Annotated in this window: 22 protein-coding genes and 6 pseudogenes; 12 read left to right on the top strand and 16 right to left on the bottom strand. The window is 68.7% G+C overall.

The annotated features are described in order from the left end of the window. Positions 1-16: 16 nt before the first annotated feature. A complete protein-coding gene (locus AMK22_RS42070; RefSeq protein ID WP_073786231.1) occupies positions 17-571 on the top strand; it encodes a transposase in 555 nt (184 codons plus the stop codon). On the opposite strand, the pseudogene AMK22_RS42355 reads toward AMK22_RS42070, so the two are convergent. Next, positions 482-739 (bottom strand): annotated as a pseudogene (locus AMK22_RS42355) (IS1380 family transposase); the annotation flags it as partial. The gene AMK22_RS42070 and the pseudogene AMK22_RS42355 sit on opposite strands and share 90 nt — an antisense overlap. A gap of 619 nt (positions 740-1,358) precedes the next feature. Here AMK22_RS42355 and AMK22_RS18125 point away from each other — a divergent pair. Next, positions 1,359-1,955, top strand: a complete 597-nt coding sequence (locus tag AMK22_RS18125) for a dihydrofolate reductase family protein (protein WP_073786229.1) — start codon at positions 1,359-1,361, stop codon at positions 1,953-1,955. Between the two features lie 748 nt (positions 1,956-2,703). On the opposite strand, the gene AMK22_RS18120 is transcribed toward AMK22_RS18125, so the two are convergent. Then, on the bottom strand, positions 2,704-3,174 hold the full coding sequence (locus tag AMK22_RS18120; protein WP_073786227.1) for a MarR family winged helix-turn-helix transcriptional regulator: 471 nt from the start codon (positions 3,172-3,174) through the stop codon (positions 2,704-2,706). Positions 3,175-3,288: 114 nt separating this feature from the next. Here AMK22_RS18120 and AMK22_RS18115 point away from each other — a divergent pair, with 114 nt between their 5' ends. Continuing rightward, on the top strand, positions 3,289-4,548 hold the full coding sequence (locus AMK22_RS18115; RefSeq protein ID WP_073786226.1) for an amidohydrolase family protein: 1,260 nt from the start codon (positions 3,289-3,291) through the stop codon (positions 4,546-4,548). Positions 4,549-4,821: 273 nt separating this feature from the next. Here AMK22_RS18115 and AMK22_RS42350 read toward each other — a convergent pair whose 3' ends face one another. Then, positions 4,822-5,436 carry a transposase gene (locus tag AMK22_RS42350; RefSeq protein WP_424863793.1) on the bottom strand — a complete coding sequence of 205 codons (615 nt, stop codon included), beginning with the start codon at positions 5,434-5,436 and terminating at the stop codon, positions 4,822-4,824. A gap of 282 nt (positions 5,437-5,718) precedes the next feature. Beyond that, the gene (locus AMK22_RS18105; protein WP_158072060.1) at positions 5,719-6,465 is read right to left on the bottom strand and encodes a DUF1963 domain-containing protein; all 747 of its coding nucleotides are present in this window, start codon (positions 6,463-6,465) and stop codon (positions 5,719-5,721) included. A gap of 513 nt (positions 6,466-6,978) precedes the next feature. Here AMK22_RS18105 and AMK22_RS40970 point away from each other — a divergent pair. Further along, positions 6,979-7,119 (top strand): annotated as a pseudogene (locus AMK22_RS40970) (IS630 family transposase); the annotation flags it as partial. 42 nt (positions 7,120-7,161) lie between these two features. On the opposite strand, the gene AMK22_RS40115 reads toward AMK22_RS40970, so the two are convergent. Continuing rightward, positions 7,162-7,299, bottom strand: a complete 138-nt coding sequence (locus AMK22_RS40115) for a hypothetical protein (protein ID WP_199883264.1) — start codon at positions 7,297-7,299, stop codon at positions 7,162-7,164. A 105-nt stretch (positions 7,300-7,404) separates the two neighbouring features. On the opposite strand from AMK22_RS40115, the gene map reads away from it, so the two are divergent. Further along, complete coding sequence (gene map / locus AMK22_RS18090; protein WP_073786224.1) at positions 7,405-8,187, top strand: type I methionyl aminopeptidase; 783 nt, start codon at positions 7,405-7,407, stop codon at positions 8,185-8,187. Positions 8,188-8,284: 97 nt separating this feature from the next. Here map and AMK22_RS42065 read toward each other — a convergent pair whose 3' ends face one another. The 5 genes and pseudogenes from AMK22_RS42065 to AMK22_RS18070 all read right to left on the bottom strand — a co-directional run bounded on the left by AMK22_RS42065 (position 8,285) and on the right by AMK22_RS18070 (position 11,271). After that, on the bottom strand, positions 8,285-8,467 hold the full coding sequence (locus tag AMK22_RS42065; RefSeq protein ID WP_338014171.1) for a hypothetical protein: 183 nt from the start codon (positions 8,465-8,467) through the stop codon (positions 8,285-8,287). A 479-nt stretch (positions 8,468-8,946) separates the two neighbouring features. Further along, the gene (locus AMK22_RS40965) at positions 8,947-9,603 is read right to left on the bottom strand and encodes a response regulator transcription factor (RefSeq protein WP_274535428.1); all 657 of its coding nucleotides are present in this window, start codon (positions 9,601-9,603) and stop codon (positions 8,947-8,949) included. Positions 9,604-9,648: 45 nt separating this feature from the next. Further along, positions 9,649-10,278 (bottom strand): annotated as a pseudogene (locus AMK22_RS40960) (ABC transporter permease); the annotation flags it as partial. Then, positions 10,275-10,999: pseudogene (locus AMK22_RS41810) on the bottom strand (ABC transporter ATP-binding protein). The pseudogenes AMK22_RS40960 and AMK22_RS41810, both read right to left, overlap by 4 nt. Then, on the bottom strand, positions 10,996-11,271 hold the full coding sequence (locus tag AMK22_RS18070) for a hypothetical protein (RefSeq protein ID WP_073786215.1): 276 nt from the start codon (positions 11,269-11,271) through the stop codon (positions 10,996-10,998). Before AMK22_RS18070 ends, AMK22_RS41810 begins: the two are co-directional and overlap by 4 nt. Before the next feature lie 132 nt (positions 11,272-11,403). On the opposite strand from AMK22_RS18070, the pseudogene AMK22_RS40950 reads away from it, so the two are divergent. Continuing rightward, positions 11,404-11,535 (top strand): annotated as a pseudogene (locus AMK22_RS40950) (ATP-binding protein); the annotation flags it as partial. A gap of 119 nt (positions 11,536-11,654) precedes the next feature. Here AMK22_RS40950 and AMK22_RS18065 read toward each other — a convergent pair. Continuing rightward, complete coding sequence (locus AMK22_RS18065; protein ID WP_073786213.1) at positions 11,655-11,861, bottom strand: hypothetical protein; 207 nt, start codon at positions 11,859-11,861, stop codon at positions 11,655-11,657. A gap of 316 nt (positions 11,862-12,177) precedes the next feature. Between AMK22_RS18065 and AMK22_RS18060 the strand changes: the two genes are divergently transcribed. Next, positions 12,178-12,537: a relaxase domain-containing protein gene (locus AMK22_RS18060; protein ID WP_384417031.1), complete on the top strand. Its 360-nt coding sequence runs from the start codon at positions 12,178-12,180 to the stop codon at positions 12,535-12,537. Positions 12,538-12,642: 105 nt separating this feature from the next. Next, complete coding sequence (locus AMK22_RS18055) at positions 12,643-13,440, top strand: endo alpha-1,4 polygalactosaminidase (protein WP_199883252.1); 798 nt, start codon at positions 12,643-12,645, stop codon at positions 13,438-13,440. On the opposite strand, the gene AMK22_RS18050 is transcribed toward AMK22_RS18055, so the two are convergent. The 3 genes and pseudogenes from AMK22_RS18050 to AMK22_RS18035 form a co-directional block, all read right to left on the bottom strand. Next, positions 13,419-13,637: a hypothetical protein gene (locus AMK22_RS18050; protein ID WP_073786208.1), complete on the bottom strand. Its 219-nt coding sequence runs from the start codon at positions 13,635-13,637 to the stop codon at positions 13,419-13,421. The genes AMK22_RS18055 and AMK22_RS18050 overlap by 22 nt on opposite strands. Positions 13,638-14,421: 784 nt before the next feature. Then, a pseudogene (locus AMK22_RS42060) lies at positions 14,422-14,583 on the bottom strand (helix-turn-helix domain-containing protein); the annotation flags it as partial. A 65-nt stretch (positions 14,584-14,648) separates the two neighbouring features. Next, entirely contained in the window at positions 14,649-14,807 is a 159-nt protein-coding gene (locus tag AMK22_RS18035) for a hypothetical protein (protein ID WP_242434027.1), read from the bottom strand. A 420-nt stretch (positions 14,808-15,227) separates the two neighbouring features. Here AMK22_RS18035 and AMK22_RS18030 point away from each other — a divergent pair, with 420 nt between their 5' ends. The 3 genes from AMK22_RS18030 to AMK22_RS18020 all read left to right on the top strand — a co-directional run bounded on the left by AMK22_RS18030 (position 15,228) and on the right by AMK22_RS18020 (position 18,446). Next, positions 15,228-16,283, top strand: a complete 1,056-nt coding sequence (locus AMK22_RS18030) for a hypothetical protein (protein WP_073786206.1) — start codon at positions 15,228-15,230, stop codon at positions 16,281-16,283. Positions 16,284-16,483: 200 nt separating this feature from the next. Next, complete coding sequence (locus tag AMK22_RS18025; RefSeq protein WP_199883251.1) at positions 16,484-17,356, top strand: Mu transposase C-terminal domain-containing protein; 873 nt, start codon at positions 16,484-16,486, stop codon at positions 17,354-17,356. A 106-nt stretch (positions 17,357-17,462) separates the two neighbouring features. After that, positions 17,463-18,446, top strand: coding sequence for a TniB family NTP-binding protein (locus AMK22_RS18020; RefSeq protein WP_073786432.1), 984 nt, complete (start codon positions 17,463-17,465; stop codon positions 18,444-18,446). A 220-nt stretch (positions 18,447-18,666) separates the two neighbouring features. Here AMK22_RS18020 and AMK22_RS18015 read toward each other — a convergent pair whose 3' ends face one another. Together AMK22_RS18015 and AMK22_RS18010 are read right to left on the bottom strand one after the other, a co-directional pair. Beyond that, positions 18,667-19,164, bottom strand: a complete 498-nt coding sequence (locus AMK22_RS18015; RefSeq protein ID WP_199883259.1) for a kinase — start codon at positions 19,162-19,164, stop codon at positions 18,667-18,669. 327 nt (positions 19,165-19,491) lie between these two features. Next, positions 19,492-20,280 carry an MBL fold metallo-hydrolase gene (locus AMK22_RS18010; RefSeq protein WP_073786199.1) on the bottom strand — a complete coding sequence of 263 codons (789 nt, stop codon included), beginning with the start codon at positions 20,278-20,280 and terminating at the stop codon, positions 19,492-19,494. A gap of 117 nt (positions 20,281-20,397) precedes the next feature. Between AMK22_RS18010 and AMK22_RS18005 the strand changes: the two genes are divergently transcribed. After that, the gene (locus tag AMK22_RS18005; RefSeq protein WP_073786197.1) at positions 20,398-20,991 is read left to right on the top strand and encodes a CGNR zinc finger domain-containing protein; all 594 of its coding nucleotides are present in this window, start codon (positions 20,398-20,400) and stop codon (positions 20,989-20,991) included. Positions 20,992-21,095: the final 104 nt, after the last annotated feature.

Genomic DNA, 21,095 nt, shown 5'->3' with positions numbered 1-21,095 from the left:
CCGGCTGCGGGCGCAGATGCTGGAGTACTTCCCCGCTCTGGAGAGGGCCTTCGGCTACAGCACATCCAAGACCGCGCCCATTTTGCTGGCCGGATACCAGACCCCGGCCGCTTTGCGCCGGATCGGCCGGGCCCGGCTGGCCACCTGGCTCAAGAACCACGGCGCCCGCACCCTGAACGTCGCCAAGAGCGCCGCCGACGCCGCTGTCACCGCCGCCGAGGCCCAGTTCACCGTCATCCCCGGGGAGAAGACCGCCGCGAAGATGGTCCACACCCTGGCCAGGGAGGTGATGGCCCTCGACGAGGAGATCGCCCAGACCAACGCCCTCATCGAGGGCCGGTTTCGCGAACATCCCGACGCCGAGGTGATCACCAGCATGCCCGGCATCGGCGACATGCTCGGCGCGGAGTTCATCGCCGCGACCGGCGGCGACATGACGGCCTTCGGCAGCCCCGACCGGCTCGCCGGCGTCGCCGGACTGCCCCCGTCGACGCAGGACGCCGAAGTCGTCGATGCTGTCCGCACCCACGACCATCCCGGCCATGATGCTGGCGACCTTGGCCGCCGGTGAGGCCCCTGCACCGTTCCTCGCACCGGTCAGTCTCACCTTCGCGGCCACCAGCCGCGGCAGACCGCACCGTTCGGCCAGCCGCATCACCGGGACCAGCCTGGCATGCGCGATCAGATTCGTGTCATCGAACACAGCGGAGACCGCTGCCGGAGTGTGGGAAACTTGCATCTACGAGGTGCCTTGCTGATTGTACGTGCTGGAAGCGTCAGAACTCCCATCATCGCAGGTCAGCAGGCACCTCTTCTCGTTCCACATCCACAGGACGCAAGTCACTCGGTGGATCGAGGCTAACGACCTCGCCCACGATTGACAGTGGGAGAAGGAGCGGCGTCTGGGGCCTTCGAATCCAAGGCAGAGGAGGGAGTCGACGCGGAACGTCGGCAACTGACGACAATGCCGGGGGCGGAGGTCCCGGACGCCGCGACGCCGCTGACAATCGTGGGCGAGGTCGTAAGGCTCCAGCGGGAACCGTCCGTATCCCGACAGATGGTCTGACCGTGCTGGAGATCGCCGTGCAAGTACTCCGCACTGCTTCCTGGACAACTGGTCCTGCGACCCTGCCGGACGGCCAGCGCAGGCACGAATGACTACCGCAAGGCCCAAAGAGTAAGAGCGCCGTCACCCACGGTGCCCGCTTCACGGAAAGTGAGCCAGAACCTGAGATTTGACGGCACGGTGCTCGCGTAGTTGCTCTGGTGCGATGATCACTTGGCGGCTTCGCAACCGCGGCACGCCATCCGGCGCGCCCGGCCGCACCGCAGTAGCGAACTGACGGAAGGAATTTGGCGTGCGCAGACTCGTCCACTACATCGCCACCACTCTCGATGGCTTCATCGCGGGTCCGGACGGCGCGGACCCCACCGGACCGAGCGGCTTCTGGCCCATACCGGAGGACTACATCCAGCACCTCGTGGCCGAGTACCCGGAGACGTTGCCCGTCCAGGCCCGGCAGGCACTGTCCGTCACGGCGGGGGGCACACACTTCGACACTGTGCTCGAGGGGCGGCGCAGCTACGAGGTCGGTCTTGCGGCCGGGATCACCGACGCCTATCCCCACCTGCGGCACCTGGTATTTTCCCGGACCCTGGCCGAGAGCCCGGACCCGGCCGTCGAACTGGTCGCCGATGACCCGGTGGCGACCGTGCGAGGGCTCAAGCAGCAGGACGGCAAGGACATCTGGCTGCTCGGCGGCGCCGAGCTGGCGGGCTCCCTGTACACCGAGATCGACACGCTGATCGTCAAGGTCGGACCGCTGACCATCGGCAACGGGATCCCTCTGTTCTCCCGCAAGGCCGCCTTCGAGCCGCGCACCTGGACCCTCACCGACCACACCGTCCTCAAAAGCGGCGCAGTGTTCCTCACCTACACGCGCGTCACCAGCTGAGCCCTCCGGGCGGGCGGCGCTGCGCGAGGCCGGGTGCGGCTCGACGTGCGACTCGAGCAGCCGGTACGCCTGCGCCCGGGAGATACCGAACTCCGCAGCGCAGTACGCCGCCCACGACGGATAACCGAGCGGGTCCCAAACCGGGCGGCATGCGCGACCTGGACCCGGGACGCGAGAACACCCACGGCGCGCCAGACATCCTCCAGCGCCTCCCGCAGCCCAGCCATCACCGCACGGGCCCGCGCCGCGCTCAACGGCGGCAGCACCGGCCCGGCATCACCCCGGTCGCGCCCACCCACACCTCCAGTGCGCGCCGCACCAGCGTGACGGCTATTCCCCGGCGAGGCCCTGACGGGCAGCGTCGATCGCGTCGTCCAAGGCGGCACGCACGGCCACGGGGGCGGACTCGGTGAAGGCGCTGTGTCGGCTCCCGTGGTGAGCCCCGGGGCCCGGGCGCGGCCGCCCCGTCTGATGTGCCGTCTCGGGAGATTGGTGCCGCGTCGGTGGACGTGCAGGGCTGGGTGTGGCCTCGCCGGGCGGAGAGTTGGGTGCACGGGAGTGAGATGACTGCGCACCGACGCTCCTGGGCGTGCCGCACGGCTGGCTCGGTGGTTCTGCCGCCGAAGGGCCCAGGACGATGCCGAACGGCGATGCGTAGCCGCGGATGACACGGTGCGGTGGGTGATTCCTGGCGTCCTGGCGTGGGGCGTGGGCGGGGTGATGCTGCGTCAGAGCCGGTGCCCTCGGGCTACTTCCCTGCGTGGCCTCGCTGCCGGGCGGTCCAGGCAGTGGAGTCCTGGCTGTAGCGGACCAGGAACTGGGCGAACTGGGTCCGATCTGCCGGTTCCCAGTGCGCGGTGATGTGTTCGAAGGTTTCGCGCTGTTCCGTGGCGAACCGGCGGCGCTCGGTTTCTCCGGCGTCGGTGAGTTCCAAGACAGTGCGCCGGCCATCCGCCTGGGAGGCGGCTCGGCGGAGCAGTCCGTCAGTGATGCAGGCGGCGATGGTGCGGCTGGCGACGGGCTGGGTGACGCCCATCTCGGCGGCGATGCCGCCGACCGTCATTTCCCCCGGCGCGTCGGCGACCACATTCAGGACGAGGTTGCGGGTGAGGTCCCCGCGCCCGTTGGAGGTGCGCCGCCGCAGTCGCGACAGCGCGGGCCCGATCTGGTCGAGAAGGGCGCCGCCGCCGGTTTCCGGGTCGCGCGGGGAGGTGTTCATGCGCCCATCCTAAAGGGTTTCACATCGACATGCATATACATGCCGTAAAGCATTTATATAGCTAGTGATATACATTGGAGGAGTCGGGGGTCGTACCCAGGAATGAGGCAAGCCATGTCCGTGACCGCTATCACCGGCGCCCGTGTCTTCGACGGCGAGAAGACACTGGGCGCACCCACCGTGCTCGTCGAGGACGGGCGGATCGCCCTCATCGGCGGCGACGTCCCGGACGGGGCCCAGGTCGTCGACGGCAGCGGGGCGACGCTGCTGCCGGGCCTGATCGACGCTCACGTGCACACCGGCCCCGGCGCGCTCGCGCTGGCGCTGCGCTTTGGGGTCACCACCGAGTTGGAGATGCAGGGCACCAACACCCGCGACAACCGGGCGCACATCACCAGCGACGACGCGCTCGCCGACGTGCGCTCGTCCGGGTTCGGCCTGACCCCGCCCGGTGGGCACCCGGAGGAGCTCTTCGACCGCCTGCCCGCCGATGCCCGCCCCGGGCCGCCGAAGGGTGGTGCGCCCGGCTCCCGCCCGGTCGGCAAGCCCCCCGTGCGGCCGTTCGTGACGACCCCTGAGGAGGCCGTCGCCTTCATCCCGCGACTGGTCGAGTCGGGCTCGGACTACATCAAGTTCATGGTCGACGACGGCAGTGTCGAGGGGCACCCGGGCCTGCCCATGCTCGACCAGGCCACCTTGAACGCGGGGGTCGCCGAGGCCAAGCGGCACGGCATGCTCACCGTCGCCCACGCCCTGACCGTGGATGCCACCCGCATGGCCGTCGAGGCGGGCATCGACGGCCTGGTCCACCTGTTCATGGACCAGCCCCACACCGACGAGATCACCGACCTGATCAAGGACGCCGGGGTGTTCGTCGTCCCCTGCACCGTCCTGAGCGCCTCCATGATGGGCATCACGGGCAGCGCCCTCGCCGACGACCCCCGCGTCGCCTCCCGGCTGGACGCCGACTGGGACGCGGCACTGCGCTCCAGCTTCGACCGCTACCCGCAGGGCCGGCTCGACGACGTCCTGACCAGCGTCAAGGCCCTACACGAGGCCGGCGTCGACGTGCTCGCCGGCACCGACGTCTCCATCGCCCACCCCTCCTTCGGGGGACTGGCGCACGGCGCGAGCGTCCACCACGAACTGCAGTACTTGGTCCAGGCCGGACTGACCCCCATCGATGCGCTGCGCGCGGCGACTAGCACCCCGGCCCGTCGCTTCTCCCTGACCGACCGCGGCCGGATCACCGAGGGCCTGCGCGCCGACCTCCTCCTCGTCGACGGCGACCCGACCATGAACATCACCGACACCCTGAACACGCGCGCCGTCTGGCGCCGCGGCACCCTCCTCACCGAAGCGACCGCCACGTGATGGGCGACAGCAGCCGGATCGACGTCCACGCGCATCTGCCGCGCGGGCAGGCGTGGAACACCCAGGACGCCCTCGGGCCGAGGCTGCGGCATCCGGTCAGTGGCCAGTGCCTTGAGGTGGGCGATACGCCAGGCCAGTACGGGCATCGCGCCAGCGCAGTGGGAGACGATCAGCCGCAGGTTGGGGAGTTCCACGGCGGCAGTCCTCCGGCCGGCACGGGTTCCGGTGCGGTGGGGTGGACGAACACGGGCAGGCCGCGTCGGGCCGCTTCCGTCAGGAGCGGCCTGACGAAGTCGTGTCCCAGGTAGTGCCGCTCCCGGCAACGTTTGCCGTGTCGCACCGGACCGCCGGGTCGGTGCCCCGGCCGGAGGCCCGGCCGGCTGTGACCGAGGCGCTGTCCCGGCTGCTGGGGCGGCCCGTGACGTGCAGGGAGGCCGGGTGGCCGCCCGGCCCGGACAGCGAGCAGGATGTGACGGACATGGGCCGGGCAGACATGGATCCCTCGCGGCGGAAGGTCCTCAAGGGCGGGATGTACACGGCGGCGCTGGTCGTACCCCGAGTCGTCCGCCTCGTCGCCGACGGCGTACAGGTCGCGCATCTCGGCGTCCACCGGGTCGCTCCGGTGCGGGCGAGCACCTGCAAGCGCGGACTGCGGATCCGTCCGACCAGTTCGACGGGCAGGTCCCGCAGCACCCACGCAAGGCGGATGACGTCGTAGCCGATGTCCATGACGATCGTGATGCCCGGATCGCCGGTCTGCCACTGGCCCACCGCGATGAGACGTTCCACCACTCCGCGCAGCTGGGCGGTTCCTTTCACCGAAGCAACAGCCCCGCCGGTCGAACCGGACGACGGCCGACTCGACCGCTGACAGTGACGATTGGTCATGGCAGCGCCTGAAGGCTCAAGGAGATGCCGTGCGCTTCCTGAGGGACACGCACGAAGCCGTCCCCGTGGCCGAAGGCGGCTCGTTTGCTGTGCGTCAGTTCAGCAGGGGCGGATCGAATAGATGGGATCCCACGTCACAGTCCCCGCCTGGTAGGCCGTGAAGGTCCACTGGAAGCTGCCGTCCTGGTTCAAGATGCCCTCACCCTGTTCCACGACGAAACCGGCATCGACCACGGCCTCGACGCCGGCCGCTACGCTCCTGCCATCCGGGGGAGGAACGAGTCAGGCTTCCAGGTAGTACCCGAGTTTCTCGTAACGGCGGGCCGAGATGCCCTCCCGCGTTCCCGCGAAGGCCAAGTTGGACGTTTTTTCGAAAGGATCTCCGAAGACAGTGATGAAATGGGTCAGACCGTCTTCTTCCGGGGGATTTTGGAAGTAGTGCGTGCGGCCACCGAGCCGAATTCGCGCGAAACCGGGAGCATTGAAGAGATGGCCCAGATCGTCAACGAACATATCCATTTTGTTCGCACCTGAGGGGTTACGTTCGGTGAACTCACGTGCGCCAGGGATGTCGTCCCAGTTGTCGATGTGCCAGACGACCAAGGGGTGGAGCAGCACCGGCTCGTAGATCGGCCAGTTCTCGTCAACAATCCTCGGTTCCTGCTCGGTGGTCTCGGTACCGGCGGGGATGTGCAGGAGGACGGGGGCGTCGAAATCGTCGAAGTCGCTGAACAGCACCAGGTGGCCGTCCTGCGGCAGATCAATGTCCAGGACGTCCCTGGGCAGTGCCGCACAGTCGATAGTGGCGAGGTGCGGATGGTCGCTGTCGGGCCACTCCATCCCCTCGGGCAGCCTGGGCAGGCCGCCCGCCATGGCCGCAGGCCGGACGCCTTCCTGCCACGACGACCCGTCGGCCTCGCACAGGCTGATTGAGGGGCGCAGATGTCGTAAGGCCTCTTCGACCACAGCCTCGGGAATGCCCTGTTTGCGCCCGAGTTCATGAATTCTTGTCCGAAGGTTCGCTTCCATGACCGGTACTGTGCCAGGCACCACTGACACAGCAGAGCGCCGCCCGCCGGGCGAAGAAAGAAGACCATCCGACTCTTGCAGCGAGCCCTCGCTCGCGGTCTTCCGCTGCCTCACCACCCCGGTCCCGGGCATCGCGACCTATGGCAACCGCGGCGTGACACACATGACCGCCGCCCTGAACCTGACCGCCGTTCCTCGGCCTGCTCAAGGCCCTGCGCGCGATCAGGCCCCGCGGGGCAGCGCGTCACCACGACCAGCCGCATGCTGGCCGGCCAGCGGATCAAAGAATCCAGCTGCCCGACGGTGATGATGACGGCAGGCGCAGCACCGAGGCCGGGAAGACCACCGCCCTGCTCCACGCCGGACGCGCCTGCAACCTCGCCCATACCCAAAGACGCCCGCTACCGGCCTCATCCGCGCCTCCCCTGGTACCGGTCGCGTACGTACTGCTCCCGCCCGTCGTGAGCACGAAAGCCCTGGCCATGGAGTTCGCCCGCTATCTCGGTATCCCCGTCCCTCCTGCGGCGCAGCTGGCTCTCCAACGTCGCCTTCAGCACCCCCGAACACCTCGTCCAGCGCATCCGGCGCGGCCTACGGCACATCCAGTACCGCAGTCACCTCATAGACGGCTGTCTCACCGAAATCGGCCTGACATCAGACCTGCCCGATCAGCGTCACGACACCACGAGTTCAATCTCAGTAACCACCCCGCAGCGTTACCAGCGATGCATGCCGTGCGACAGACAGGACCGACTGATCCTCGATGGCGCGCTCCGGATGGCCGATCTCGGCCCAGACCGCGTCGAGAGACAGGCCCAGGGTGTCGGCGATCACTGCGATGGCCGGGAAGGCGGGGTGAGTGGCAACCCGACCGTGCCCCCATTCTAATACCGGTAAAGTTAGACCGGGATAGTTATTGGACGTACGTGAGAGGCCCCCATGATTGAGATCCTGAACTCCGCGCGGCTTGAGCGGGCGAGGGACACCGGCACCCTGGTCGGAGACATCCTGCACACGCTGAAGCAGCGCAGCACGGTCGGGACGAACCTGCTGGACATCGACCAGTGGGCCAAGGAGATGATCAACGAGGCGGGCGCGCAGTCCTGCTACGTCGACTACGCGCCTTCCTTCGGGCGCGGCCCGTTCGGGCACTACATCTGCACGGCCGTCAACGACGGAGTGCTCCACGGGCGGCCCCACAACTACACGCTGGCAGACGGGGACCTACTGACCCTCGACCTGGCCGTCGCGAGGGGCGGGGTGGCCGCGGACGCCGCGATCAGTTTCCTGGTGGGCAAGGCCAGGCCAGCGGACAGCGTCGCGATGATCGAGACGACCGAACGTGCACTCGCCGCCGGCATCGTCGCCGCCAAGCCCGGGGCGCGCATCGGCGACCTCTCCCACGCCATCGGCACGGTCCTCAGCAAGGCGGGCTACCCGATCAACACCGAGTTCGGAGGCCATGGCATCGGCTCGACCATGCACCAGGACCCACACGTCGCGAACACCGGACGGCCCGGCCGCGGATACAAGCTGCGCCCCGGACTGCTACTCGCCCTGGAGCCCTGGGTCATGGCCGACACCGCCACACTCGTCACCGACGCCGACGGCTGGACGCTGCGCAGCGCGACGGGCTGCCGGACCGCACACAGCGAGCACACCATCGCCATCACCGACAACGGAGCCGAAATCCTCACCCTGCCCACGCAGGCACGGCCGTAAGAGAGCCCACCCCGCTGCCCCTACGGCCCGATGTCCTGCGCTTCGCGCACAGCACGGTCCTGCCCGGGGAGCGGCCGATGTCGCTGGACGAGCGGCTTCATGGGGCAGCCGCCCGGCCGGTGGTGGTGCCGGAGGCGGTGGTGGTGGATCGGGGGAAGGTGTTCCTGTCGAAGGCGTTCATGGGCACCTGCGAGGCGCTCGGGATCAGCGTGCAGGCCGCACCTGCGTTCGCGCCGACGGCCAAGGGCATCGTGGAACGGACCTTCGGGTCGATCAACACGTTGTTCTGCCAGCACCTGCCCGGGTGCACCGGCTCCGACGTCACCCGCCGCGGCAAGGACGTGGCACGCCAGGCGTGTTACAGCGTCGCCCAGGTGCAGGACCTCCTCGACGAATGGCTCGTGCACTACCACCACCGCGCCCATGAAGGGCTGCGGCATCCGGTGCTGCCGAAGGTCGCGCTGTCGCCGAACCAGATGTGGGCGGCGCTGGTCTCGGTCGCCGGGTACGTGCCGGTTCCCAGCAGGAGCGACTACCTGGAAGTGCTGCCGGTGCGGTGGCAGGCCGTCACCGAGCACGGCATCCGCCTGCACCACCGCACCTACGACCACGATCTCCTCGGCCCGCACCGAGGGCAGGACTCCGGTATGGCGGCCGGGGCGGAAAGCGGGAAGTCCACACCAACCCGGAGGATCGTCAGGGCCTGGTCGACGCCGAGCTCGCCGGCACGGGCCATGAACGGCGGCCACCGAGCGTGGCTCACCCCCGCCCCTCCACCACCCCCGACTCCCAGGCCCAAGCCGCGATCTCCACGCGGTTGCGGGCGGACAGCTTCGTCTGAACATTTCCGAGGTGGGTCTTCACCGTGCCCACCGAGATGGTCAGCTCGTCGGCGATCTCGGCGTTCGTCAGGCCTCGGGCGACCAGGCGCACCAGGTCCTTCTCCCGCTCGGAGAGCGCGGTGTGCGGCTCGCGCGGAGCGGGCGCGGCGCTGTTGAGCTGCCGCAGCAGTCGGACCGTGATCGCCGGGCTCACCAGGGCCTCGCCGGAGGCGGCCGCCCTGATGGCCTCGACGAGCAGGGCGGGGCCCGAGTCCTTGATGAGGAAGCCGGAGGCGCCTTGGGTCAGGGCGCGTTGTACGTACTCGTCGTCGTCGAACGTCGTGACCACCACGACCTTCGGTGGGTTCACCGTCCCGGGGCGCGTCAGTCTGCGCAGCGCCTCCAGGCCGTCCATGCGCGGCATGCGGATGTCCATCAGGACGACGTCCGGGCGGTGGAGCTCGGCGAGTTCCACGGCGTGGACCCCGTCCGTGGCTTCCCCGACGACGTCGATGTCGTCCTGCGCCGCGAGGATCATCGCGAACCCGGCGCGCACCATGGCCTGGTCGTCGGCGATCAGCACCCGGATCGTCACGAAGCCGCCGTCCCTGCCTTGGCCGTCCCTGCCACCGACGCCTCGGCCGTCGATCTCGGGGGCGAGGACAGCAGGGTCCAGGATGCCGACGGCGGTGAACCATCTGCCGCCGAGATGGACGGGCGTGCCGGGGGCATGGATGCCGAGACGTTCGGCTGTCACCGAGCCGAGGGCCACGGCGGGGTACTTGGCGGTGGCCGCATTGAGCCAGGTGCCCTTGGCGACGGTCACTCCGAGTGTGTCGAGCAGGTCGAGCCGGGCGGCTTGCACAGTGATGCCACCGGTGTCGCGTTGGTCGGTCTTGTCCGTACGGTGCACGGTGGCGCCGGAGACCGCTCCCACGGCGGACGCCGAACGCACCGGGCCGATCCGGCGCACCATGTCCACGGAGCTGAGGGGCAGTTCGGTCTTGCCTCCGAACATGTCCTGCCCGGCGGTGACGGTGAGCAGATTGGTTCCGACCTTGGAGATCTGGGCGTTGATCTGTGCCTGGCTGCCGGCGGTGATGGCGGCGATCCCGATGGAGATGCCCAGGGCGGACAGGCAGGCGCGGAGCGGACGTCCGCGGACGCCGACCAGTCCGACCCGGATGACATCGCCCGGACGCAGCCGGGCGGGTTGCGGCAGTGGGTCCGGGCTGGTGGCTTGGTGCGGTGGTGTGATGGTGGTGCTCACCTCTCCCCCCTTGCGGTGTCCGGCTGTGTGGGCGATGAGGGCGAGGGCTCAGGTGTCTCGGGCGGTCCGCTGTCGTAGCGGATGCGGCCGTCGAGGATCTCGATCCGGCGGGGCAGTGAGCGGGCGATGTCCTGGTCGTGGGTGATGACGGCGATCGTGGTGCCCTCGCTGTGCAATTCGTGCAGCAGGTCCATCACTTGTGCACCGGAGCGGGAATCCAGTGCTCCGGTGGGCTCGTCGGCCAGCACGATCGAGGGCCTGCCCACCAGAGCACGTGCGATGGCTACGCGTTGGCGTTCACCGCCGGAGAGTGTTGTGAGCCGGTGGCTGAGGCCGACGCGATGCAGCGCTTCAGCGGCCAGTGCGCGGCGCTTACGGCGTGCGACGCCGTGGTACAGCAGGCTGGTGGCCTCGTTCTCACCGCGCTCAGGTGCGGGGTGAGGAAGAACTGCTGGAAGACGAAGCCGATCCATCGGGAGCGCACCGCCGACAGATCGCGGTCGGCAAGCGCGGCGGCATCGTGGCCCAGGATCCGGACCTGGCCGGTGGAGGGCCGGCCCAGGGTTCCCATGAGCTGTAGCAAGGTGGACTTGCCCGATCCGGACGGGCCGACCACGGCCAGCAGCTCGCCGGGCCGCACCCGCAGGTTGACCTCTCGCAGCGCGTGAACGCCCCCCGGGTAGGACTTGCCGACTCCCTCGAGCGAGATGACGGGGATCACGAGGAGGGCACCTGCACTTTCATACCGTCGCGCAGGCCGCGGCCGGAGACCTCCACCTTGCCGTCGGCGAAGGCGCCGAGGGTGACGGGGACCAGGTGGGTGGAGCCATCGTCGCCCACCGCTTGGACGGCGTAGGTGCCCTGGATGGTGGCCAGAAGCGCCGTCACGGGGACAGCGAGCACATCTTTGTGCCGCTCGCTGGTGAACAGCACCGTCACCGGTGCGCCATCGAGCTTGCCCGCCTTGGCTGGGTCGTCGAGGGTGACCCTCACTTTGATCGTCGCCTTGTCGGTGGCGGAGCTGGCGTCACCGCCCCCTGCGCCGCCCCCCCTCGCCGGGGTCGCTGGGCGCGGTGGCGACGGTGCCGACGCTGCTGATGTGCCCGCTGGCGGTCGCTTCTCCAGGGCTCGGGGCTCGGCCTCTCCATCGTCCGCTCCATCGCCCACGCACACAGCGGAACGGTCACCGCCCGCCCCAACCTCGACGGCGGCCTGGAGATCCACGTCAGCCTGCCGAAGCTCCCCGCCGGGCGAGAGGGACAGCGCGTGGAGGGACACACGCTGCCGCCGGCCGAGCGCGAAAAGCGCCTGTGTGAGTCGGAATCCCGCCGCAGGCTGACGCAACGTGCGGGCCGGTTCCGGGACTTCTCATCGAGTTACAGGACGGTGCGGACTGCGGCCTCGAAGTAAAAGATGTGGGCGGCGCCGACGAGATCCTGTGCGCCGTCCGCATGGCCCGCGATGACCGCCTCCAGCAGCGGCTGATGCGGGGGCGACGTCGTCGATTCCAGCGGGCTCCTGGCAGCGGCTTCACATGTCCACAGCCCCCAGTTCGGCAGCTCTGACCGAGGGCGGTCGAGCACGGGATTCTCATTCTTCGGCCGGCACCCAGAGGCCCTCGACGACATCGATCCTCCAGGAGACACGAAGCCCCCGGCTCGCCGGGGGCGGAAAGGTGCCTTGCTCGGGTTGAAGGGGGGTTGGTGACGTGGTGCGAGGTGGGGCGTCATTTGCATGGCCCTCTGTAGGGACCGTGAGTGCGAAAGACGGTGTCCGCCGGGCGGGCACGGTGTCGCCGCAGGCGCCCGCCGTGCGGGATCTGCCGTGAAGGTTCGGTGAACTCTCCCGCCCCGCAGGATCAGGCTTTTCCGCAGGTCAGAGCCGGTGTCCCCTTGGGGAATGATCAGTGTAGCGAAGGTTCAGCCGGGCAACGCCTGGCGGTATTGCGTGCGGGGTGTTGCCTTCGGGGACGGGCGCCGTCCGGCCCGAACGTCGTTGAAGGACGCCCAGGAGCAGGCCGGTCTCCCGCCCGGGGTGTGGACGGGGCTGGGACTCGCAGCTCTCGGTCCCACCGCGGGCTCGGTGGTGGCGGAGCGGCAGGCGCAGCTGCTGTTCGGCGAAGGCAGGCACCCGGACGCCGACCGCCTGGAGCGCAAGCGCCTCGACGACGGCGCCGGCCCGGAGACGGGCGCGGCCGCCGGGGAACTGTCCGAGTCCGGTGGACAGGGCGACACCGGGCCGCGGGGATGTTGTGGCTGATCCCCCGGGGCCCATGGTGTGTTCGGGCGCGGGATCAGACATGCGAGGCTTACTGGCGTGCGAACCCATACCTTCTTGCTGACCGTGGCGGTAACGCTTGTAGCGGTGCCCGGCATCGCCGGATGTGCCGCTGAGAGTGCCACATCCGGCTCTGACGATTCCGACATCCAATATACAAACCTGCCCGTCTCGGGGGTGCCGGATTACCAGCTCGGCAGGCCGTACACACCGCCCGCCGGGGTGACCATCGTGGAGCGGGACAGCACTGCGCACCCGGCGAAGGGCAAGTACAACATCTGCTACGTCAATGGGTTCCAGACCCAGCCAGAAGAAGCTGGCCTGTGGAAGTCGAAGTACCCGGCCGCGATCCTGCGGGATTCCACCGGTAACCCTGTGTCCGACCCGGGCTGGCCGGATGAAATGCTCCTCGATACCACGACCACAGCGAAGCGCGCCACGATCACGAAGGTGTTGACGAAGTCGATCGCACGTTGCGCCGACCGCGGGTTCGACGCCGTGGAATTCGACAATCTCGACTCGTGGACCCGGTCGCACGGGGCATTGACACGGTCCGGAAACCTCGCACTGGCGAAGTCGCTCGTGCGGATCGCGCACCGCGACGGGCTCGCCGCCGGACAGAAGAACACCCCTCAACTCGGTACCTCCGGCCAGAAGAGCACCGGATTCGACTTCGTCGTCGCCGAGGAGTGCGTCAAGTATCAGGAGTGCGACGCGTACACGAAGGCGTACGGCAAGCACGTAATCGACATCGAGTACTCGGACAACATCGGACGGAGGTGGTCCTCGGTGTGCGCGCTGAAGAGTCGCCCAGCGATGACGATCCTGCGCGACCGCAACCTGGTGCCCCCGACGAAGAAGGCCTACGTCTTCGAGCACTGCTGACGCATTTGGCTGGGCTTGCATACTTCGGTCCATTCGTGTGCGCGGCCTCCCCGCCACTCCACCCAAAGAGGGTCGTCCAGGACCGTCTCCGGGTCGGCAGTCCCCGCCGCTTCCAGGACCACGACGAGATCGCGGTTCAGCGAGAGGGTGGCGGCGACGCCGATGGCAGCGAGAGCAGTGATACGGGTGTACTTCACGGTGTTCCCCCGGAAGTAGCGCGGTGCATGTGGTCGGAAGTATTTGCATCTCGCACGGAGTCACAGGCGGTCCTCCGCGACGTCTTCGTTCCGTCACAGGCGCATTGACCGGGCGGTCCGCCAAGGCGGGCGTCACCGCAAGGTCACCAGCCTGGCCCGCCGGGAACGCGCGCCGACTCAGCTCGCGCATCGCGCAGGCCTGCCGCCCGACTGCTTCCGCGATGCCCTGGTCGATGTGCCGGTCCGTCAGGGTTGCCTGGTGAGCGGTGAGCGCCTGATGAAAGCCGGGCGATGCCGTCTCCCGCGTCCTCACCGGGCCCACGGCGACATCGGTCGGGGCCACCAGAGCAACGTCGACCGGCTCGGGTACGGCGCCGGGCGGCAGGGTCCGCAGGGTCCGCAGGGTCCGCAGGGCGCGAACGATGATGCGGCCCGCTGCCTTGTTGGCGATCTCGATGACCCGAGTCTGCTCCAGGCGGGCCTTCGTCGCCCACGCCGACGACTCCGGGCACGCGGTGAGCCGGCCGGAGTCCAGGTCGAAGCCGACGGCCGCGACGTGCCCGGCCAGCGTGCGCTCGTTGGTGCCGGTGAACTGGGTGTCGGCGAGGAAGGCGTGACAGTGCGCTGGTCGATACGCCCGTCGTACGGCCACTCCAGCTTGGGCGGGCCACCGTGCAGGAGTTCGCCGCCATGGCCCTTCTTCTGGACGTCGCGCAGGAGGGCGAGACCGGCACGCGGGTCCGCGACACCACGGCCCGCCAGCCGAGCCGGCTGCCGACGTCTGGGCCCGGCGCCAGCGATTCGCCGACATCCGCGTCACGCGGAAGTGCCGGGCCACCTCGCGATCGCTGGCACCATCCTTGATCATTTCCGCGGCGGCCAGCCGGACTTGCTCACGGCGGGCACGCTCCTCGGCGGTCAGCCCGCCCCCATCGGGATACCTCATCCTTCCGGCATATCGAACCCCGACATCGCCCGTTACTCGGCCCCCACCCCCAGCCTTTGAGATCTCTAAAGCGTGAGCATCGCCGCGGCGACCTCATCGGCGGCTGCGTCGGGGATCGCGGTCGCGGCCTGTTCGAGCACGAGCAGCCGCGCATCAGGGATCTCGCGCGCGAGCGCCTCGCCGTTGCCGAGCGGGAAGAACGCGTTGCGCCGGCCGTGCACCACCAGCGTCGGCAGCGTGAGGCCGGGCAGGCGCTCGCGCCAGCGCGGCGTGCAGTCGAGCAGCTCGACGGATCAGCCGGCACCGACCGATCGGCGATTCTTCACGTTCTCCGTGAAGGGGCGGGATCGGTCCATCGGCGATGGCCTTACCGGTCGCTGGGCCCCCGTGCGAGCCGGATCCTGCGCTCATCGGGCCGGCTGCAACCGCTGGCTTCAGTGCCTTGTCTTCAGTTCCGGCCACACCATGGTGATCAGTGGCTCCTGCTGGCCAGCAAGGCGACGCGCTTCCAGCAGATCGGAGCCCACGGCAGTAGCAGGGCCTCTGTGGACGGCCGGCGCACTCCCCTGATGACGAATCACTGTCGGTGGGTCGTGCCAGAATCACGTCTCGACTCCGGATTACGCGGGAAGGCGAGACAGTTCATGCTGATACCAGCGGTTTTGGTGGCGGAGACTGTGGCGTGGCAATCGGGGGACGGGCTTGTGCCGCGGATGCCTGGAGCGGGGTTAGTCGGCCTGTTGAATGGCGGGCACGTCGAAGTCTTCGCGCTCGCCGGGGTGGCGAAGGGGGAAGTACGGGCCTGCGCGCGCATTCCGGTTCCTAACACCCAGGAGGTAAGTGACTTCACATTGTCCTGGGCGATCGCGCCCGATGCCTCGTTCGCCGTGTTCGGAATGCCGGAGGGGGTCGTCGCGGTCGGGGCCGATGGAGTCGAGCGCTGGGTTCGCCAGCAGGGGACGTCGGACGAGGACTTGGTCCACCGGTCGTGCGCAGTGAGCCGGGACGGAAAATATGTATGGGCACTCGTCGTGGATGACGAAGACCCCGACGACGGCGATATGTGGGCGGTGCTGGATTCGGCGACGGGCGAGGTGATCGCTCAAACCGCGTTGGACGGCATGACCGAGTACTACGCCACCCAATCCCTGCACCCGGATGGTGTGCACGTCCTGCTCTCCATCGGTGAGGGGCAGAACGGCTGCTACACGTACTGGAGCCGACTTCCTGAGGAAGCGGACGGCGAGAACGTCGACGAGGACGAAGGCCGGCCGCCGCTGCTCAACTATGACGGCCTCGCGGACAACAAGCAGGTCCTGCTCGACATATCGCCTGACGGCGGGGAGTTCCTGACGGCCGGATTCAACAAGGATCTGCGTCGGCACCACTTCCCCGATGGCGAGGTCCTGACGACCCTGGCCCGGAACCGCGTACCGCTCAGTTCGCCCAAGGACGACGGTTGGGTGACCTGGGAGGGCGGATATCTGACGGCGAACACCTGCTTGGTCGTCTCGTCCTGTGGGGACGAAAGCCTGCCGCAGCCCTCCCAGCACTGGGTCTACCAACTGTCCTCGGACGAGCTACAAGGTCCCGTGCTCTATCCCTCGTCGGACAACCGTAGCGTGGTGCGCTGCCTCGGCGACGGGACCTGGCTCACCACGGACGCGGAGGGAACAGGCTTGCTGCGCTGGCGCTTGTGACCCGTACACGTGGTGCAGCGCGATCAGCGCGGCGACGAGAAGCCCGATCTTCACCACGCCGTACGGGTGCTCGCCCAATCACTTCGCCGGTCGCCCCGTTGATCAGGGCGGACCAGGTTCGTCCGCCTTGGACGTACGTCACCCGTGACGCTCGTTACTGCTGCTCTGATAGTGGCAGCGGCTACCGAGAGCGTTCCATCGTGTCCGGAAAATACCGCGTACTTCTTCAGCGAGCCTCCGGCTCCGACGTCACCCGCCGCGGTAAGGACGTGGCACACCAGGCGTGTTACAGCGTCGCCCAGTTGCAGGACCTCCTCGACGAATGGCTTGTGCACTACCACCACCGTCCGCATCAGGGGCTGTGGCATCCTATGCTGCCGAAGATCGCGCTGTCCCCGAACGAGATATGGGCGGCCCTGGTCGCCGTCGCCGGATACGTGCCCGTGCCGTTGACCGGCAGTGACTATCTGGAGCTGCTGCCAGTGCGGTGGCAGGCCATCACCGAGCACGGCATCCGTCTCCACCACCGCACCTACGACCACGACCTCCTCGGCCCGCACCTGGGACAGGACTCCGGTATGGCGGCCCGCGGTGGGAAATGGGAGGTCCACACCAACCCGCACGACGTCCGCCAGATCTGGGTCCGCCTCCCCGACCTTGGGCTGACCGAGATCCCGTGGATCCACCGGGAGCATGCCCACCAACCGTTCAACGACCGCACCTGGCAGTACCTGCAGACGATCACCACACGCCACGCGGACCACGACCGGTACGAGGCCGGCCTCGCCGAAGCCCTCGATCAATTGATGCGCCGGGCAAAAGCCGGAACAGCCACCCCTACCGAGCAGTACCTCCTCGCCCGCCACGCCACCGCCCGCACTCCCCCACCAGCGCCCGGGCCCGTGTCCGAGAATCAGGCACAGGAACTGGACACAGCAGCCACAGGAACGGAAGACGACAGCCTCGACAACCTCGACCAGGCCCCCCAAGACGAGACCCCCTGCCGGTCCGGCCGTGCCGGTGGCCGGGTACGGGCTCTACGACGCCCAGGAAGAAGCCCTCAAGTGGTGTGAACCATCACGACCCCCTCGGCGGGACCCTCACGACGGCAGGCACGGGCGGACAGGGCAGAGACGGCGAAAGCACGCCCGCCGGCGACGGTGCAGGCAGGGCGTGCCGGTGACGACCTGTCAGGGCTGGCAGCGCTTCGCCACCACTTCTCCCCCACAGCCACCCGCTCCCGGGGAACCGGAACGCAGCGTGGAGGAACGCCTCGCCTACCACTCTGCGTTCGTTACCGTCCGCACCCCGGTCATCGACACCCTGACCACCGGCGTGCGCACACTGATGGTCCTGGGACGCCGCCAGCAGACCACCGCACGGCCCTCGCTGATCGCCACAGGGCTGGCAGCGGCCGTGAAGACCACCGCGCTGCTCCACGTGGGGCGCGCCTGTCACCTCGCCCACACCCAGCAGCACCCGCCGGCCGCCAACACGCATGCACCGGTGCCGGTCGCCTACGTCCTGGTACCGCCAGCGGCGACAGCAAAAGCACTGGCAGGCGAGTTCGCCCGCTACCTGGGCATCCCCGTCACCACCCGCATGCCCCAGGCCCAGATCATCGACGCCGTCTGCCACACCTACAACCGTGCGGGTGTGCGTCTGGTACTCATCGACGAGATCCACCGGCTCAATCCGCGCACCACGACCGGCGCGGAAACCACCGGCCTGCTCAAAGACCTCACCGAACGCATCAGGGCGACGTTCGTGTACGCGGGCATCGACGTGGCCACGACCGCCTTGTTCAGCGGGGTACGCGGGGCACAACTCGCCGGGCGGGCCTCCCTCGTGGAATGCGGGGCGTTCCCGGCACGGCTCGGCACACCCGAACCCTTCAGAGAACTGATCGCGGGAGTAGAGGCCGCACTCGATCTCCGGGCGCACCGGGCCGGGACACTTTCCCGCCACGCCGCCTACCTCCGCCAAAGGACCGCGGTCCGGATCGGGAGCCTCACCCGGCTGATCCCGCAAGCCGCGATCACGAGCATCCTCGACGGCACCGAACGCATCACCAAGACGTCCCTGGACCAGATCCGCCTGGACCACCTCGCAGAAACCCACCGCCGCCCCGCCACGAACGGGTTCCGCGCACCCCGTCGGTAGAACCCCTCCCTTTCTTTTCTGCCCAGCGGTCGACACAGAAGGCTGTGACCAGGGAAGGCACACCTGGGCCTTAAGGAGTTGACGCTATCTGAGGAACGCCAAGGTGATCTCAACGAAGAAGAGACATCCCCAGACCAGCAGGCCCACGCCCCCCGCGAACCCGCGCTCACACGGTCTCAACCAATCCCGGATACCCCCAGCACACACCCCTCCCCGTACCTCAACTACACCCCCAGGAAACGACAACGGCGAGGGCGCTGTCCATGCCAATGACGGTCTCGGCTCCGCCGGGCAGTAGATCGCGCGGCCGGTACAAGTCCCTCAGCTGCGTCTCGGTGACGGCGTCGGCGATCGGCTTCGTGGCGTGCCGGGCCATGGTTTCTTCGAACGGCACGTCCAGGTAGTAGCCGTGGGTCGGGCCGCGGTGGTCGGCGCGCAGCCGTGCGAGCATGTCGCCGTAGTGGTCGGCGCAGAGGATGCCTTCCAGGACGACGTGGTACCCGGCGTCCAGGGCGTAGCGGGCTGTCAGGTCGATCAGGCCGATGTTGGCCGCGCCGGGGAGGTCGCGTTCGCGGAGCATGGTGCGGCGGAGGTTGTCCTGGCCGACCAGCGCCAGGCCGCGGCCGAACCGCTCGCGGAGGCCGGCCGCGATGGACGACTTGCCCGAGGCACTGTTGCCGCGCAGGACGACCAGCCGAGTTTCTTCGGTGCCCACCATCACGCCGGTCACGTTACCGACGGCCTGGCGCCGCCGAGAGCGCGTTTCGGGGATGCTGGAGCCGACGTCCGGGGCCCGAGGACGTCACCGCCGCGTAGTTTTCACCTCCGAGGGCTTCATAGAAGTGGCGTACCAGGTTCGTGTGGGTCTCTGTGGACATGCTTGCCTCTCAGGGGTGTTGGGCCGACGGGCCGGCTGTGGTCCGGCGTTCCGTGGCGGCCCGGCGTTCCGTGGCGGCCCGGCGGGCCTGCCCGGGCCGCCACGAATATGAATGGTGCGGAAGGCTTCAACCGCTGGTGTCCGTGCTGGACGGTCGCGTCGGCCGGATCAGCCCCGGTGGCCCCAGTCCAGGCGGTCGGCCAGCCCCACTGCGGTGAAGGCGGCCGCCAGATCGTCGCGGCCCTCGGTGAAGTGGGCCCAACTGTCGTAGTGGACGGGCACCACGCGGCGGGCGCCGAGAAGCTGGGCAGCCTCGGCAGCCTGGGCGCTGTCGAAGACGATGCACTGGCCGTCGAAGAGAACGGGGAAGCGGGGTGCGCCCGCGAAGAGGACGGCGGTGTCCACAGGGCCGAACCGTTCGGCGATCTGCCTGACCAGATCGAGCGAGGCATTGTCGCCACTGACGTAGACGGTGGGCAGGCCGGCGCCGGTCAAGATGAAGCCGACGACCTCGCCGACGAACGGTTCGACCTCCTCGCGTGCCCCGGGCCCATGAATGGCCGGCACGCCGGTCACAGTGATCGTGCCGCCGCCCGGGCGGTCCAGCTCGACGAACTCCCAGTCGGCCAGCCCCTGGGCCTTGCCCCCGAGACGCTGGCCGCCGCCGGGGGTGGTGAGGGTGAGCGGGACGTCGGCGAGCACTGCGCGTCCGGAGTCGTCGAGGTTGTCGGCGTGCTCGTCGTGGGAAAGCAGGACTACGTCGATGGGGCCGAGGTCGGCCGGGCCGACGGTGGAGGGCTGGGTCTTGGTCAGGGTCGGGCCGGCCGAGGGGTAGTCGCCAGGGCCGTCGAAGGTCGGGTCGGTCAAAAAGCGCAAGCCGCCGTACTCGAAGAGGGCGGTCGGGCCGCCGAAGACGCGGACGGGGAACTGCTCGGTCGCTGCGGTAGAAGAAGACATATCGAGCCTCACGGATGGTTGCAATTAAACCGTGAGGTCACCGTAGCCAGACCTCACGGACAAGCGCAAATCAAACCGTGAGGATCATGGATGAGTAGACCTTGTACCATGATGACTATGGAAGAGATCGTGGCCCCCGAATCCGGCCTGCCACCCGCACCGGGCGCGGAGCAGTACCCCGCTCTCGCCCTCGCCAACAGCGCCATCGCACTGCCCGGAGGGCACTACATCGACCAGCTCGGTACCCCCGCGGGGGCGAACGAGTGGCTGACCGAACGCGGTCTCGCCCCAGTCGAGATCGGGATGCGGGACATGTGTGCGACACAGCTGCGCTCCCTGCGCGAGCAGATCAGGGCGCTGCTCGCCTCCCGCGTCGACGGGCTGCCCGCCCTCCCCACCGCCCTGGGCGCCGTCAATGACGCGCTGACCAGAGTTCCCACCGCCCCGCTGCTGCAGTGGGACGACAAGACCGGCCCCTACCGCGCCGCTCCGCACCCCACCACGCAGATCGTCGACCACGCACTCGCGACCCTCGCCTCCGACGCCGCCGACCTGCTCACCTCCCCCGACGCCGAACGCCTCACCGCCTGCGGCTCCCCGCCCTGCAACCGCTACCTGCTCCGACACGGCCGCCGCCACTGGTGCTCCACCCGCTGCGGCGACCGCGCCCGCGCCGCCCGCGCCTACGCCCGCCGCACCACCTCCCAATGACGCACCCAGCGACCACCAGCCCTGAACCGAAAGACGCCTAGTACTGCAATCACAGTTACTGGTAGGGCAGTTGTGAGTTCTGCCGGTGAGTGTGGTTGTGTTCT

The sequence above is a fragment of the Streptomyces sp. CB01580 genome (genome assembly GCF_001905795.1).
Taxonomy (GTDB): Bacteria; Actinomycetota; Actinomycetes; order Streptomycetales; family Streptomycetaceae; genus Streptomyces.
The sequence above is the reverse complement of the archived record's forward strand: the minus strand, read 5'-3'. Positions and strand labels throughout refer to the sequence as shown.

Excerpts from the sequence above, each read along its gene's own strand:
- AMK22_RS42070 (WP_073786231.1), top strand. The coding sequence starts at position 17 with ATGCTGGAGTACTTCCCCGCTCTGGAGAGGGCCTTCGGCTACAGCACA.
- AMK22_RS18120 (WP_073786227.1), bottom strand. The coding sequence starts at position 3,174 with ATGAACACCTCCCCGCGCGACCCGGAAACCGGCGGCGGCGCCCTTCTC.
- AMK22_RS18115 (WP_073786226.1), top strand. The coding sequence starts at position 3,289 with ATGTCCGTGACCGCTATCACCGGCGCCCGTGTCTTCGACGGCGAGAAG.
- AMK22_RS42350 (WP_424863793.1), bottom strand. The coding sequence starts at position 5,436 with ATGACCAATCGTCACTGTCAGCGGTCGAGTCGGCCGTCGTCCGGTTCG.
- AMK22_RS18105 (WP_158072060.1), bottom strand. The coding sequence starts at position 6,465 with ATGGAAGCGAACCTTCGGACAAGAATTCATGAACTCGGGCGCAAACAG.
- map (WP_073786224.1), top strand. The coding sequence starts at position 7,405 with ATGATTGAGATCCTGAACTCCGCGCGGCTTGAGCGGGCGAGGGACACC.
- AMK22_RS18060 (WP_384417031.1), top strand. The coding sequence starts at position 12,178 with ATGATCAGTGTAGCGAAGGTTCAGCCGGGCAACGCCTGGCGGTATTGC.
- AMK22_RS18030 (WP_073786206.1), top strand. The coding sequence starts at position 15,228 with ATGCTGATACCAGCGGTTTTGGTGGCGGAGACTGTGGCGTGGCAATCG.
- AMK22_RS18015 (WP_199883259.1), bottom strand. The coding sequence starts at position 19,164 with ATGGTGGGCACCGAAGAAACTCGGCTGGTCGTCCTGCGCGGCAACAGT.
- AMK22_RS18010 (WP_073786199.1), bottom strand. The coding sequence starts at position 20,280 with ATGTCTTCTTCTACCGCAGCGACCGAGCAGTTCCCCGTCCGCGTCTTC.
- AMK22_RS18005 (WP_073786197.1), top strand. The coding sequence starts at position 20,398 with ATGGAAGAGATCGTGGCCCCCGAATCCGGCCTGCCACCCGCACCGGGC.